This window comes from Streptomyces sp. NPDC000410 (assembly GCF_040300305.1).
Classification (GTDB): domain Bacteria; phylum Actinomycetota; class Actinomycetes; order Streptomycetales; family Streptomycetaceae; genus Streptomyces.
The window spans coordinates 49,063-62,937 of sequence record NZ_JBEPDM010000018.1 but is presented as its reverse complement, the minus strand read 5'-3'; the positions used below and the strand labels follow the sequence as shown (position 1 = coordinate 62,937).

The window sequence follows — 13,875 nt, the reverse complement described above, 5'->3', positions numbered from 1 at the left end:
CCGCTGCCGGGTCCCATAGAGGCGGGCCCCTCGGCCGGGGCCGAGAGACGTGGCCCGGCCGGAGCCGCGGGACGGCCCCGGATCACGACACGCCGAGGATCACCAGGCTCGTGTCGTCGTCGGTGTCGCCGGCGACGGACCCCAGCAGCCGGTCCGCACGTTCGTCCAGGCCGCCCCGCCCGAGCCGTTCGGCCGCGCGGCGCAGGTTCGTCAGACTCTCGTCGAGCCCGGTGTGGCGGCGCTCGACCAGTCCGTCCGTATAGAACATCAGCGTGTCCCCGGGCGCGAGCGGCGTCAGCGTCTCCTCGTACTCGGCCCCCGGCACCGCGCCCAGCAGGATGTTCCCCGGCGCGTCGAGGAGGCGGGCCCGCCCGTCCCGGAGCAGCAGCAGCGGCAGGTGTCCCGCGCTCGCCCAGCGCAGTGTCCGGTCCGCGGGGTCGAACAGGGCGCACACGGCGGTGGCCGTCGGATGGCCGTGCGTGTCCAGGGTGACCGCGTTCAGCCAGGCCATCAGGCGGGCGGGGGAGTGGCCGGTGAACGCCAGCCCGCGCAGCGCGTTGCGCAGCGCGACCATGCCCGTCGCCGCGTCGATGCCGTGCCCCGCGATATCGCCGACCGCGACCAGCACCCGGCCGTTCGGCAGCGGCAGCACGTCGTACCAGTCGCCGCCGACCCGGTACTCCTCGGCCGCGGGACGGTAGCGGGCCGCGACCTGAAGGCCGGACAGCCGCCGCAGCACCGGCACCTCGGGGACGCTCGCCTGCTGGAGCTGGATGGCCAGCTGGTGGCCCAGCGCGGCCTGCCGCTGCGCGGCCGTCAGCCGGTCGAAGGTCGCGGTGAGCGCGGTCTCGGTGTGGTGCTGCGCCGAGACGTCCTGGAACACCCCGGTGATCCCGCTCGGGACGCCCCCCGTCAGCAGCGGCTCGGCGGAGATCCGGACGTGGCGCAGCCCGCCGTCCTCCTCCCGGATCGCGCGGACGACCGTATGGGCGCCCTGATGGCGCTCGGTCAGCTCCGTCAGCAGATCGTTCAGTTTCCCGGCCTCGTCGCGGTGCAGCCGCCGCGCCAGGCGGCGCAGCGGCACGGGCTCACTGCCCGGATCGAGACCGAAGATACGGAACGCCTGCTCGCTCCACCGGGACGTGCCGGTGATCAGGTCGTCCTCGAACGTGGCCAGATTCTCCAGCCGTCCGAGCACCCGCCCGAGCGACATTCCCGGGTGGGTGGAGCCGTGCCAGAACACGACGATCCGGCCGGGGCCGACGGGCAGCACCCGCACGTCGTGCAGCGGGTCGGGGTCACCGGCCCGGTGCTCGGCGGGCAGCCGGGCCACCCGCCGCGGCGCCGCCGACTCCCGCGCGTCCCGGGCGAGGCGCACGAGATCCTCGTGAAGGGCCGGGAACACCTGGGCCAGCGGGCGTCCCGCCGGCCCGTGCAGCAGATGCGCCGAGTCCAGCGCCGCCGCGTTCAGATGCTCGACGTGGAACGCGCCGGTCTCCGGCTCGGCGCGCAGGGCCATCGCCGGATGCGTCAGCAGGTCGAGCAGCGGCGCGAGCATCCCGGGCTCCGCCGGGTCGGCGGCGGCGCCCGCGTCCAGGATCCGCGCGGCCGGGAGCGCCAGCGCGGTGAGCGCACGCCGCACCGGTTCGTCCAGTGCTCTGGGACCCGGCCAGTCGGCGAGGGCGAGCCCCGTCACCGTGCCGCGCCGACGCAGCGGCAGTACGGCGCGGGCCGCGCCCGGGGCGGCACCCGGCAGCCGTTCCCCCTCGGGCGCTCCGGTCGGCAGCCACGCCGGGGCGGCCTCCGCGAGCACCCGGTGCAGCGTGCTGCCCGCCACCGGGGGCACCCAGCGCCAGTGCGAGGCCTCCAGCGGGCTCACGCCGGCGTGCCCGGCCAGTTCCAGGCAGTCGGTCTGCGTACGCCGGAACAGCCACAGGCCACGGACGCCGAGCGGGCTCAGCCCGCCGTCCAGCAGGGTCCGTGCGACGTCGGCGATCGTCCCGCCGGTCTCGGCCTCCGCCTCCGCCGCCGCCTCCGCGCGGCGTGTCCGCCGGGCCTCGGTGAGCAGGGCCTCCGGAACGGGATCCGCCTCGGCATCCACCACGGCAGGCGCCGGCCCCGTGCCCGATGCGGCGTTGACGATGTCGGCGGCGAGGTCCTCGGGGGCGACGTCCATCGTCGCGGCCAGCAGCGTGAGGTGGTCCACGGCGTCGGCGGGCGCGAGGGAGCGCTGCGCGACCAGGACGCCCGACGCCAGGTCGAGCAGATGGCGGCGCGCGACATCGCGCCGCAACTCGGCGAGTTCGGCGGTGAGCCGGATAACCGCGCCGGCCAGCTGGTCCCGGTCCTGACCTCGGTCCGGGCCCTGGTCGTGGCTCGGGTCCTGACCCTGGCTCGGGCCCCGGTCCCGGTCCTGACCCTGGCTCGGGCCCCGGTCCCGGTCGGCGCCCGGACTCTGGTCCTGGCCTGTAGCCCGGACCTGGTCGCGGCCGGGGGCCCGGTCCCCTTCCCGGGTCCGCTGCCGGTCCTGGTCCTCGTCCGGTTCCGTGCCCGGCTCCGGTCCGTCCCGCTCGTGATCGGGCAAGATCATGTCGTCTCCAGCGTGACGAACCGGATTCTACCGGGACGTACCGCCCCTCACCCTGCGGGGCGCTGCGGGCCCCGCGACGGGCCGTGCTCGTACCGCAGGCGCAGGGCCTCCGCTTTGCGGCGAAGGCGCAGCCGGTGCTCGGGGTCGTCGCACCGATCCGCACCGCGGATGAGCTCCTCGGCCATCGCACGGAGCTCTTCCGGCGTCCGAACCGGTTCGCCTGCTGTCGTCATGGCTCTCAGGCAAGCACGCCGGGGTCACCCGCGCATGTCCTCCCGTCACTCCATGTGACGGGCGGCGAAGCGCCCGGGCTTTCCCGGGCAACCCGGATAACCCGGCTCCGCCGGGGCAGGCGATGTACGTCGGCGAAGGGAGTGACAGCCATGACGCAGCTGGTGAGGGACGTCATGACCAAGGGTGTCGAGGCGTTGCCTCCGGAGGCCACGCTCGTGGAAGCCGCTCGGATCATGCGCGACAAGGACATCGGGGATGTGATGGTCGCCTATCACGGGCGACTTCTCGGTGTGCTGACGGACCGTGACATCGCGGTACGGTCGGTGGCCATGGGCTACGACCCGCAGCTGATGCCGGTCCGTTCCGTGTGCACGCCCGATGTGCTCACCGTCCGCGCGGACGACGAAGCGGCGACCGCGGTGCGACTGATGCGGGAGCACGGTGTACGGCGGCTCGCGGTGCTCGAGGGCGGGCGGCCCGTGGGCGTCATCACCCTCGGCGACCTGGCGAAGGCCCGCGATCCGCAGTCCGCCCTGGCCGGCATCAGTGCGGCCCCGCCGAACAGCGGCGCCTAGCGTGCCCGCAGATACGAGAGGAGGGAGGGGCCATGCCCCGAGGTTCCAGTCCCAAGCGTGAACGCCAGTACGAACACATCAAGGAGAGCGCGCTGGAGCGCGGCGAGAGCCGGGACCGCGCGGAGGAGATCGCCGCGCGTACGGTCAACAAAGAGCGCGCCCGCCACGGTGAGTCCAAGACCGCGAGCCGCACCTCGACCGAGGACATCTCCTCCGGCCGGCGTGGCGGCCTGCGCTCCCATAAGGGTGCGCAGGGTCCGACGTACGACCAGCTCTACGAAGAGGCCAAGAGTCGCAACATCGAAGGCCGTTCGAAGATGAACAAGAGCGAGCTGGCGCGCGCACTCGGCCACTGAACGGCTGAATGCAGCTGAATACCTCCCGCTGGGCTGCTCGCGGTGCGCGCTACGCGTCCGCGAGCAGCCCCTCCCGCAGCCGCCGCAGCACCCCGGCCAGCAGCCGGGACACATGCATCTGCGAGATGCCGAGTCGCGCCCCGATCTCCGACTGCGTCAGTTCCGCGCCGAACCGCAGCGACAGGATGACCCGCTCGCGTTCCGGCAGTTCCGCGATCATCGGCTTGAGCGACTCCAGGCACTCCACGACGTCCAGTGCCGGATCCTCCGCGCCCAGCGCCCGTTCGAGCGCTCCCGGGGTACCGAGTGTCTCGGCGGTCTCCAGCGGCTCGATGGACCGTGCGACATAGCCGTTGGCCGCTCGCTGCCCCTCCACGGCCTCGGCCTCGGTGACCCCGAGCCGGTCCGCCAGCTCGGCGGTGGTGGGAGGGCGTCCGAGGTCCTGCTCGAGGCCGTCGTACGCCTTGGCCAGATCCAGCCGGAGTTCCTGGAGGCGCCTGGGTACGCGGACCGCCCAGCTGGTGTCCCGGAAGAAGCGCTTGATCTCGCCGACGATGGTGGGCAGCGCGAAGGTGGTGAACTCCACCTCGCGCGTGACGTCGAAGCGGTTGATCGCCTTGATCAGGCCGACGGTGCCGACCTGGACGATGTCCTCCATGGGTTCGCTGCGACCGCGGAAGCGGGACGCCGCGAACTTCACCAGGCTCAGATTGAGCTCCACCAGTGTGTTGCGGACGTACGAATACTCCGCCGTCCCCTCCTCCAGCGTGCGCAGCCGCCGGAACAGGCAGTCCGACAGCGCGCGGGCGTCCGCGGTGCTGACGGTCCGCGGGTCGGGGAGGTCGGGAAGACCGTCCAGTGCCGCAGGCCGCCCCGGCCGGGCGGCGCATACGGCACGGACGGTGGGATCACGGGTGAGCGGGAAGCTGGGCATGAGGATGACGCTCCTGCGGCTCTCTTGACGGGGCAGGGCCTGCGCCGGTGGATCCGGCGGGACCGTCGGTCGAGCTTCACCCGTTTGATACCCGTCTGTCCGCTTTTGAAGCTCTTGGTGCTTCCCGCGCGTGGTCAGGGCAGGTAGATCTCCAGTGCTGCGGCGCCCTTCTCCTCGATCAGCTTCCGGGCACGTTCCACATTCGCGGGTGTGGGCTCACGGCCGGACGCCATCACCAGATCCTCAGGGTCGAAGGGGCGCTCCGATCCGGTGTAGACGCGCATCGGCCCACGCGTGCTCTTCGGTTCTTCGCTCTTGTCTTGCGTCATGTTGTGCCTCCGGGCGAATCCCGTTGTCGAGGGACTTGCCTACAAGCATCACGCCGTATCGCCGGTCATGCAGCCCGGACGGGTGAACGGGCCGGGGTGAACAGGCCGTGGCGAACGGTTCGTGCTGAACGGGCCGCGGTGAGCGGCCGGAAAGTCAGTAGGGGCCGAAGACGGCGACGGGCCGGGACGCCGCGTGCGCGGCGCCCCGGCCCGTGTCGGCCGGAGGAGGTCCGGTCCGGCGTGCGCGACCGGCGGTCAGGCGATCGACGCCGAGACGATCGCGGCCACCGCGATGTTGCAGGAGGCCGTCACCCACACCGCCGGATGCGGCTCCGGTTCGACCAGCGTCGCTCCCAGCCGCCCCGGCGTGACCAGGTCCACGACCAGGAACGCCACGGCCATCAGCACCAGCCCCAGCACACCGAAGGCGGCCGTCGACACGAGACCCTTGGTGAAGTCGGTGTACGTCGTCCAGATCGAGGTGAAGACGATGCCGCCGATCCCGAGGAGGGCCGAGCTCAGCAGGATCGCCGCGTTGCGGTTGCGCTCCTCCCAGATCTGCCGGCCCAGCTTGCCGGGCGTCAGCATGTCCACGAGGACGATGCCGAGGATCAGCAGGACCACGCCGAGGGCACCGTAGGCGGTGGCCCGGCCAAGTCCATTGACTATGTCGCTCATTGGGAAGCCAGTCTCCGTGTCGAAAAATGATCGTGGTCAAGGCGCCGCAAAATGTATCGCACGCCCCCCGCGCATCCCCTGGGGCGTTCCTCGTGGGCCCCCGCGGACCCGGTCACCCGGGCGGCCCAGCAACGCTGCGGCAGGGCTCCGCCCGGCGCGGAGAGTGGGAGGCGTACCGGTCACCCCCCACCATCGGGAGAACCCATGACTTGCCTCAACCGGCGCGATCTCGGCCTGCTCGCCCTGCGCGTGGGGACCGGAGCGGTACTCGCCGCCCATGGCACACAGAAACTGTTCGGCTGGTTCGGGGGCAGCGGGCTCGAAGGCACCTCCAGGGCGATGGAGGCCATGGGGTTCCGCCCCGGGAAGCACGCGGCCGTCGCCGCCGGGCTCGGCGAGGCGGGCGGGGGAGCGCTGCTCGCCCTCGGACTGGCCACTCCGGCGGCCGGGGCGGCGGCCGCCGGTGCCATGGCGGGAGCGGTCTCCGTGCACTACCCCGCAGGTTTCTTCGCCCAGGCCGGGGGCTACGAATACCCCGCGTTCCTCGGCTTCACCGCGGCGGCCCTCGGTCTCACCGGTGCGGGCCGCTACTCCCTCGACCATGCCACCGGCCACCGCCTCGACCAGGCGTGGACCGTCGCGGTCGCCTTCGTCGGCAGTGCGCTGGCCGCGGCCGTGGTGCTCAACAAGCGCGCCGCCGAGCAGGAAGAGGAGTAGCCGTACAGCTCGCCAGGGTGCGTCGCCGGGCGTGACTGGACCCGGCGCGCGGGGGCAGGCGCATGGCGAGAACCTGGAGCCGTAGGGCCCCATCGACCCCGGGAGCCTCGTATGACGCAACCGCAGCCACCTCCGCCACCGCCCATCCCGCCCCCGGACCCTCTCGGCCCGCACCCGGGCCCTGCCCCCGGTCCGGTCCCCCCGCCGGAACCGCCCCCCGGCCCTCCGCCGGAGCCCATCCCCAGCCCCCCGGGCCCAGCCCCGGTCCCGGAGCCGGAGCCTTCCCCTCCACCGGGCTGAGGGGGCGCGCCTGCGGCGGGCTTGACTCCCCCTTCGCCCTGCGGGCGTGGGGGGACCCTCAGACGGGCTGGGTTTCCCAGCCCCTCCGGCGTTTGAGGAGCGCGGTCCGGGGCGGAGCCCCGGCGGGGGTTCGGGGCGGAGCCCCCGCAAAACGGGGGCTGGGGCAGAGCCCCAGTTGCGGGAAGGGGCGGGGCGGGGAAAGAAGCCCGCCGCACGCGCGGCTACTCGCTGCGCATCTCCGACCGGTCCCCGCCCCACAGCGTGTGGAACGACCCGTCACGATCCGTCCGCCGATACGTGTGCGCGCCGAAGTAGTCGCGCTGCCCCTGCGTCAACGCCGCCGGCAGCCGCCTCGCCCGCAGCGCGTCGTAGTATGCGAGCGCCGCCGAGAAGCCGGGCGTCGGGACGCCCTGGCGCGCGGCCTCCGCGACCACCGCGCGCCAGTCGTCCTGGGCGGCGCCGATCTCGTCGGCGAACTGCTTGTCGGACAGCAGGCTCGGCAGATCCCGCTGCGCGTCGTACGCCCCGCGGATCCGGTCCAGGAACGCCGCCCGGATGATGCAGCCCGCCCGCCAGATCGAGGCGACCGCGCCCAGGTCGATGCCCCAGTCGTAGGCGTCGCTGCCGGCCCGGATCTGGTGGAAGCCCTGCGTGTACGACACGATCTTCGACGCGTACAGGGCCTGCTCGACCTGCTCGGCGAAGCGCGCCGCGGCCTCCTCGCCGAGTGCCTGCGGCACCGGCCCGGGAAGGCCGCGTGAGGCCTCCCGCAGCTCGGCGTGCCCGGAGAGCGAGCGGGCGAACACGGCCTCCGCGATGCCGGAGACCGGGATGCCGAGGTCCAGCGCGATCTGGACGGTCCAGCGTCCGGTTCCCTTCTGCTCGGCCCGGTCCGCGACGATGTCGACGAACGGCTTCCCGGTCGCGGCGTCCGTATGCGCCAGCACCTCCGCCGTGATCTCGATCAGATACGAGTCGAGCCGACCCGTGTTCCAGCCGCGGAAGGTCTCGGCGATCCGCGCGGGGGAGTAGCCCGCCACCTCGCGCAACAGGTGGTACGCCTCGGCGATCAGCTGCATGTCCGCGTACTCGATGCCGTTGTGCACCATCTTCACGAAGTGACCCGCACCGTCGGGGCCGATGTGCGCGGTGCAGGGGGTGCCGTCCTCGGCCTTCGCGGCGATCTTCTCCAGGAGCGGGCCGAGCGAGGCGTACGACTCCTCGGATCCGCCCGGCATGATGCTGGGCCCGTGCAGCGCGCCCTCCTCACCGCCCGAGATGCCCACACCCACGAAGTGGATCCCGCGTGCGCGCAGTTCGCGCTCGCGCCGCCGGGTGTCGGCGAAGTGCGCGTTGCCGCCGTCGATGATGACGTCACCGGGCTCGAGCAGCGGGGCGAACTCCTCGATCACGGCGTCCGTCGGGTCGCCCGCCTTGACCATGATGACGAGCCGTCGTGGCCGCTCAAGGGCCGCGACGAACTCCTCCGGGCTCTCGGCCGGCACGAAGGAGCCCTCGTCACCGAACGCCTCGACCAATTCGCGCGTCCTCGCGGTGGTCCGGTTGTGCACGGCGACGGTGAAGCCGTTGCGCGCGAAATTGCGGGCGAGATTGCGGCCCATGACCGCGAGCCCGGTGACGCCGATCTGGGCGGTACCACTCATGCGTGTGCTCCAGGAGTCCTTGTGTCGGTGGTGGTGTTCGTCGTGCTCGTCGAGTCGTCGGCAGTGCCCCTCCGCATGGCCAGTATCAATACGGACGGGGGATGGGGGGCGTTCATGGAGAGCGAAGTCGCCCGCGCGGCGCAGGATTCCCGGGTTCCGCCAAATGGCCTCATCTTTACGCCACTTGGCGCCCTGTCCAGCCCCGTCCGAGCCCCTTGTCATGGCCTGTTCCGAGCGTCTAGCTTTGCGGCTGCTGATGTGTTCCAGGGGGGACCTATGACCGTTCGCGGACGTCACCGTCGCTACCAGCCCAGCCGGATCAACCGGGCCTCGCTCACCGTCACGGCGGGCGGTGCGGGCATGGCCCTGCCGCTGATGGGCGCGGGCACGGCGAACGCGGCGTCCGTCGACGTCTGGGAAAAGGTCGCGGCCTGCGAGTCCACCGGGAACTGGCAGATCAACACCGGAAACGGTTATTTCGGCGGGTTACAGTTCAGCCAGTCCACGTGGGAGGAATACGGCGGAACGGCCTACGCCCCGCGTGCCGATCTCGCCGACAGGGACCAGCAGATCGCCGTCGCCGAGAAGGTCCTCAAGGGGCAGGGCCCGCGCGCCTGGCCGGATTGCTCGGTCCGCGCCGGACTGACCCGGGGCGGCGAAGCTCCCGACATCTCACCGCAGGGGCACCCGCAGCGAGGGACCAAGGCCGCACCGGCCGCGCGCACCCAGCAGGCGGCGACCCCCACGACGGTCCCCAACCAGCGCCGCGAGAGCTACACGATCGCGAGCGGCGACTCCCTCTCCGGCATCGCGGCCGCCGAGCGCGTCAAGGGCGGCTGGCGGGCCCTGTACGAGGCCAACCGCGAGGTCGTCGGCGACGACCCCGATCTCATCCACCCCGGCCAGAAGCTGCTCCTGCGGGTCTCGGCGCCGAAGCGGCCCGCGCCCGCGACCCCGCCGAAGGGTTCGGCGCGGCCCCAGAGCCCCCCGAAGTCCCAGCCCTCGAAGTCCCAGCCCCCGAGGTCCGAGGCCCCGAGCACCCGGCCGCCCACGTCTCAGCCGTCCCGGCCGCCCGTATCCCGCGCCCCGAAGCCCACGGCGCAGCCGCGCCAGAAGGCGCGCACCGAGCGCACCGAGCGCACGGCCCGCACCGAGCGCCCCGCCGCCCGCGCAACCTTCAGCGCACCCGTGTCCGCGAGCCCCGGCACCCCCTACCGCGAGGCGGGATCGTCCTGGTCCAGCGGCTACCACACGGGCGTCGACTTCGCGGTGCCCACCGGCACCTCGGTGAAGGCCGTTGCCTCCGGCCGGGTCGTCTCGGCCGGCTGGGCGGGCGCGTACGGCTACCAGATCGTCATCCGGCACACGGACGGCAGGTACAGCCAGTACGCCCACCTCTCGGCGCTCACGGTCCGCGAGGGGCAGCAGGTGAACAGCGGCCAGCGGATCGCCCGTTCAGGATCGACCGGCAACAGCACCGGTCCGCACCTCCACTTCGAGGTGCGCACGGGGCCTGGGTACGGCTCCGACATCGATCCGCTCGCCTATCTCCGGTCGGGCGGTGTCAGGATCTGAACCGCTCCCGCCCGCCGGCGTCCGCTCCATCGTCAGCAGCACCAGCCCGGCGGCGGCGACGGCCGCGCAGGCGAGGGCGACGACCGTGCCCGTGAGGCCGTAGCGGAAGCGCTCCCCGAAGAGCGCGACCCCCACGGCCGCCGCGACGACCGGATTGACCACCGTCACGGTGGCCAGCGGTGCGGCGAGCCCCGCGCCCCGGTACGAGGCCTGGGACAGCAGCAGCCCCAGCGTCGCCAGTCCCGCTATCACCAGCAGACTGGGCAGCAGGCCCGCCACCGAGCCGTCGGACCACTGCACGGCGACGGTCTTCGTGAACACCGAGGCCACCCCGAAGGCCACCCCCGCCGCACCCGCGAGCACCACACCGCGCACCACGGGCCGCCGCACCCGGTGGGCAACGAGGAACAGCGCGGCGCTCGCGCCGAACGCCGCCGCGGCCAGCACCAGCCGTTCCTCCCCGGCCGGGGCTCGGGACTCCGTGCTCCCGGTCAGGGCCAGCAGCCCGGCCAGGCCCACCGTCGCCATCACCGCGCCCCGCCAGGCGGCCGCCCCCGCCCTGCGCCGCACGAACACCGCCGCCATCGGCAGGGCGAAGACCATGGTCAGCGCGCCGAGCGGCTGCACCAGGCTCAGCGGGCCGTACGCCAGCGCCCCGACGTGCAGCAGTCCGCCCAGCCCGTTGAGCACGAGGCCCGTCCACCATCCGGCACTGCGCAGCGGCGCGTACGCCCTGCCGGGCGCGGTGTCGGCCACGCGCTCCTGCACGATCGCCGCGGCCGCGTAGGCGACGGCCGAGACCAGCGACAGAAGCACGGACAGTGCGAGGGAGCTCATGGGCTCAACGATCTCCCTCGCACCGCCCCGAGTCGTCGTCCTTGAGCAGTTACTTGGTCATACTGCCGACGGAGTAGACGGAGCACGGCGTACGACGTGAGGTGTGCGACCCCCGTAGGGGACCCGCAGCGTGCGCCGGGGCGTGCGCCGGAACCGGCACCGAAGTGCCGGTCAGAAAGAGGCGAACCGGACCTTGCCGGTGTCCAGGTCGAAGCGCGCCCCAGCGACCGCGGCGCCTTCGAAGGCATGGTCGGCGGCGAGTGTCCGGCGTACCCGCGCCACGTTCGCCCGCACGGTGTTCTCCACCCAGTCGCCGGGGCGGCCCTGGGTCTCGCGCGCGGAGGGGGCGATGTCGTTCACGACCCTGGCGAGATGGCCGGTCGGGGACTCGCCGGTCCTCACGTGCTCCACCGCGGCGGACACGGCCCCGCACCGCTCGTGGCCGAGGACGAGTATCAGGGGTATGTGGAGCTCCTCGACGCCGTACTGGATGCTGCCGAGCACGGCCTCGTCGAGGGCCTGCCCCGCGGACCGTATGACCAGCAGGTCCCCGAGCCCCTGGTCGAAGACCAGCTCGGGCGGCACGCGCGAGTCGATGCAGCCGAGGACGACGGCGAAGGGGTGCTGGGACACGGCGACGTCGCGCCGCCGGGCGGCGTCCTCGTGCGGATGCCGCTGCACGCGTGCCGCCCACCGGGCGTTGCCGGCCCGTAACCGGGCCAGCGCCTCGTCGGCGGTCGCGGGGCGGGCGCCCGGCGAAACGTGGGGGGTGGCGGGAGTCGCAGCGCGGGCGGAGGGCAGTGCCACGGTCATCGCCGCGGCCGTCATGCCGAGTACTGCTCGGCGGTTTCGAAGATTCACATGGCCCAGGTGATGTCGACCGGACCATGACATGTATCGGATTTGATCGATGCGATACCAGATTTTGATCGAAGCGAAGCGCTTTCGCGACGCAGCGTAGCCATTTGGGTGAGTGCCCGTGGCTGACGTAAAGTTCCGCTTTTGGAAACTTCACGCGGGACTCAGGGCACGCGGGACTCAGGACACAGGGAACGGCAGCGGCGATGACGGTGACACAGGACGGCCCCGGCCAGCAGTGCGGGCCGGGCCAGGAACCGGACCAGGAGTACGGGCCGGGCATCGACCCCGAGCGTATGGCCGTCTGCCTGAGCGTTCTCGAAGAGCTCGACGCGCTCGAGGTCGACCACCCCGACGCGATCACGGTCCGCCGGGCCACCGCCGGGATCTACCGGACCGTGAAGCAGCGCCGCCGCCAGGAGCGCCGCGCCGCCAAGACCGCCAACGACAAGGCCGTCACCGAAGCCACCGCCACCGGCTCCGCGCAGCGCATCGACGACGAGACCGAGGGCATCCTGCCCTCCTCGGTCACGGAGGCCGGCCGGATCGCCGGGATACTCCAGCGCCCGCGCTCCTGCTACGTCTGCAAGACGCGGTACGTCGAGGTCGACTACTTCTACCACCAGCTCTGCCAGGACTGCGCCGCCGAGAACCGCGCCAAGCGCGACGCCCGCGCCGACCTGACCGGCAAGCGCGCCCTGCTCACCGGCGGCCGCGCCAAGATCGGCATGTACATCGCGCTGCGGCTGCTGCGCGACGGCGCCCACACCACGATCACCACGCGTTTCCCCAAGGACGCCATCCGGCGCTTCAAGGCCATGGACGACTCGGCGGACTGGATGCACCGCCTGGAGGTCGTCGGCATCGACCTGCGCGACCCCGCGCAGGCGGTCGCCCTGGCGGAGCAGGTCGCCGAGCAGGGCCCGCTGGACATCCTCATCAACAACGCGACGCAGACCGTGCGCCGCCTGCCCTCCGCCTACGCCGCCCTGGTCGAGGGCGAGAGCGCTCCGCTGCCCGCCGGTGAGCTGCCCGCCCACCACGTGATCGGCGCCTTCAACTCCGGCGCGGTCGGTGATCTCGGAAGGTCGGCCGCGCTGCCCGTCGGCGTCAGCGGCCTGGACGCGCAGAAGGTCGCCGACCTCGCCCTGGTCGCCGGCAACGCCAGCGTCGAGCGGCACCGCGACGGCAGCGCCATCGACGCGGGCGGCCTGGTGCCGGACGTCGTCGACACCAACACCTGGGTGCAGAGCATCGAGCAGATCTCCCCGGTGGAGCTCCTCGAGACCCAGCTGTGCAACTACACGGCACCGTTCATCCTGATCAGCAAGTTGCGGCCGATCATGGCCGAGGCTGCGAGGAAGGCGTCCAGCGGCCGCGCCTACGTCGTCAACGTCTCGGCGATGGAGGGCGTCTTCGGCCGTGGCTACAAGGGCGCGGGGCACCCGAACACCAATGCCGCGAAGGCCGCGATGAACATGGTGACGCGGACCAGCGCCCAGGAGATGTTCCAGACCGACGGCATCCTCATGACCTCCGTCGACACCGGCTGGATCACCGACGAGCGCCCGCACTTCGACAAGCTGCGCCTGGCCGACGAGGGCTTCCACGCCCCGCTCGACCTGGTCGACGGCGCCGCCCGCGTCTACGACCCCGTGGTGCGCGGCGAGGCGGGCGAGGACCTCTACGGCTGCTTCCTCAAGGACTACGCCCCGGGGAACTGGTAGCTCTCACCCGTTTGGCCGTAACCCCCGGGCGCGCAGGGCCGTCCGGGGGTTTCCTGTACCCGATGGGCCGTCACCTCTTCGGGTTTTCCTGTACAGAAACACCCAATGTGACGTACCCCATCGAGCGCGGACGCGCTCATTTGGTTACCCTGGACCGAACGGACGGCCGCCAAGGGCCCACGAAACCCTCCTCGGCCGCCCTGGGACAGGCTCACAACCGCGGCCGCGATCCCGCCCGAGAAACGGCGCCACCGCGACCGGACTGCCCTTGTCCCCCTGTTACGCGACACAAAGGAGTGCGCGGTGACACCCGAAATGACCAAGAACGAAGACCGGCCGGCGGAACGCGGCGATCGGGCCCGGCGGCCCGATGAGCTCGGCAGCCTCGAAGTCTGGGCCAGGTCCGCCCCGATCCGGCTTGCCGGATACGAGGACGACCTCGCGGAGCCGCACATTCTGCCCGGCGTCGACTGAGCGTCCACTGGGCGACCACTCGGCGGG

Annotated in this window: 14 protein-coding genes; 6 read left to right on the top strand and 8 right to left on the bottom strand. The window is 72.4% G+C overall.

Annotated features, from left to right (window positions below):
- Window positions 1-82: 82 nt before the first annotated feature.
- Together ABT342_RS19720 and ABT342_RS19715 are read right to left on the bottom strand one after the other, a co-directional pair.
- Window positions 83-2,590 (bottom strand): SpoIIE family protein phosphatase, encoded by a 2,508-nt coding sequence (locus tag ABT342_RS19720; RefSeq protein WP_351575093.1) that lies wholly within the window; start codon window positions 2,588-2,590, stop codon window positions 83-85.
- Between the two features lie 47 nt (window positions 2,591-2,637).
- Window positions 2,638-2,823 carry a DUF6381 family protein gene (locus tag ABT342_RS19715; protein ID WP_351575090.1) on the bottom strand — a complete coding sequence of 62 codons (186 nt, stop codon included), beginning with the start codon at window positions 2,821-2,823 and terminating at the stop codon, window positions 2,638-2,640.
- A gap of 150 nt (window positions 2,824-2,973) precedes the next feature.
- Between ABT342_RS19715 and ABT342_RS19710 the strand changes: the two genes are divergently transcribed.
- Both ABT342_RS19710 and ABT342_RS19705 read left to right on the top strand, forming a co-directional pair.
- Window positions 2,974-3,399 carry a CBS domain-containing protein gene (locus ABT342_RS19710; protein ID WP_351575087.1) on the top strand — a complete coding sequence of 142 codons (426 nt, stop codon included), beginning with the start codon at window positions 2,974-2,976 and terminating at the stop codon, window positions 3,397-3,399.
- 32 nt (window positions 3,400-3,431) lie between these two features.
- Entirely contained in the window at window positions 3,432-3,755 is a 324-nt protein-coding gene (locus tag ABT342_RS19705; RefSeq protein WP_351575084.1) for a plasmid stabilization protein, read from the top strand.
- A 49-nt stretch (window positions 3,756-3,804) separates the two neighbouring features.
- On the opposite strand, the gene ABT342_RS19700 is transcribed toward ABT342_RS19705, so the two are convergent.
- The 3 genes from ABT342_RS19700 to ABT342_RS19690 all read right to left on the bottom strand — a co-directional run bounded on the left by ABT342_RS19700 (window position 3,805) and on the right by ABT342_RS19690 (window position 5,696).
- A complete protein-coding gene (locus tag ABT342_RS19700) occupies window positions 3,805-4,689 on the bottom strand; it encodes a SigB/SigF/SigG family RNA polymerase sigma factor (protein WP_351575081.1) in 885 nt (294 codons plus the stop codon).
- 134 nt (window positions 4,690-4,823) lie between these two features.
- Entirely contained in the window at window positions 4,824-5,018 is a 195-nt protein-coding gene (locus ABT342_RS19695) for a hypothetical protein (RefSeq protein ID WP_351575078.1), read from the bottom strand.
- A gap of 255 nt (window positions 5,019-5,273) precedes the next feature.
- A complete protein-coding gene (locus tag ABT342_RS19690) occupies window positions 5,274-5,696 on the bottom strand; it encodes a DUF350 domain-containing protein (protein WP_351575075.1) in 423 nt (140 codons plus the stop codon).
- Between the two features lie 204 nt (window positions 5,697-5,900).
- Here ABT342_RS19690 and ABT342_RS19685 point away from each other — a divergent pair, with 204 nt between their 5' ends.
- A complete protein-coding gene (locus ABT342_RS19685) occupies window positions 5,901-6,413 on the top strand; it encodes a DoxX family protein (RefSeq protein WP_351575072.1) in 513 nt (170 codons plus the stop codon).
- Window positions 6,414-6,934: 521 nt separating this feature from the next.
- Here ABT342_RS19685 and gnd read toward each other — a convergent pair.
- The gene (gene gnd, locus ABT342_RS19680) at window positions 6,935-8,377 is read right to left on the bottom strand and encodes an NADP-dependent phosphogluconate dehydrogenase (RefSeq protein ID WP_351575069.1); all 1,443 of its coding nucleotides are present in this window, start codon (window positions 8,375-8,377) and stop codon (window positions 6,935-6,937) included.
- A 276-nt stretch (window positions 8,378-8,653) separates the two neighbouring features.
- On the opposite strand from gnd, the gene ABT342_RS19675 reads away from it, so the two are divergent.
- Window positions 8,654-9,952, top strand: coding sequence for a peptidoglycan DD-metalloendopeptidase family protein (locus tag ABT342_RS19675; RefSeq protein ID WP_351575066.1), 1,299 nt, complete (start codon window positions 8,654-8,656; stop codon window positions 9,950-9,952).
- Here ABT342_RS19675 and ABT342_RS19670 read toward each other — a convergent pair.
- On the bottom strand, window positions 9,833-10,789 hold the full coding sequence (locus ABT342_RS19670) for a DMT family transporter (protein ID WP_351575063.1): 957 nt from the start codon (window positions 10,787-10,789) through the stop codon (window positions 9,833-9,835). The genes ABT342_RS19675 and ABT342_RS19670 overlap by 120 nt on opposite strands.
- Before the next feature lie 171 nt (window positions 10,790-10,960).
- A complete protein-coding gene (locus ABT342_RS19665; RefSeq protein ID WP_351575060.1) occupies window positions 10,961-11,617 on the bottom strand; it encodes a carbonic anhydrase in 657 nt (218 codons plus the stop codon).
- Window positions 11,618-11,853: 236 nt separating this feature from the next.
- Between ABT342_RS19665 and ABT342_RS19660 the strand changes: the two genes are divergently transcribed.
- The gene (locus tag ABT342_RS19660) at window positions 11,854-13,374 is read left to right on the top strand and encodes an SDR family NAD(P)-dependent oxidoreductase (protein WP_351575057.1); all 1,521 of its coding nucleotides are present in this window, start codon (window positions 11,854-11,856) and stop codon (window positions 13,372-13,374) included.
- A gap of 303 nt (window positions 13,375-13,677) precedes the next feature.
- A complete protein-coding gene (locus ABT342_RS19655; RefSeq protein WP_351575054.1) occupies window positions 13,678-13,848 on the top strand; it encodes a hypothetical protein in 171 nt (56 codons plus the stop codon).
- Window positions 13,849-13,875: the final 27 nt, after the last annotated feature.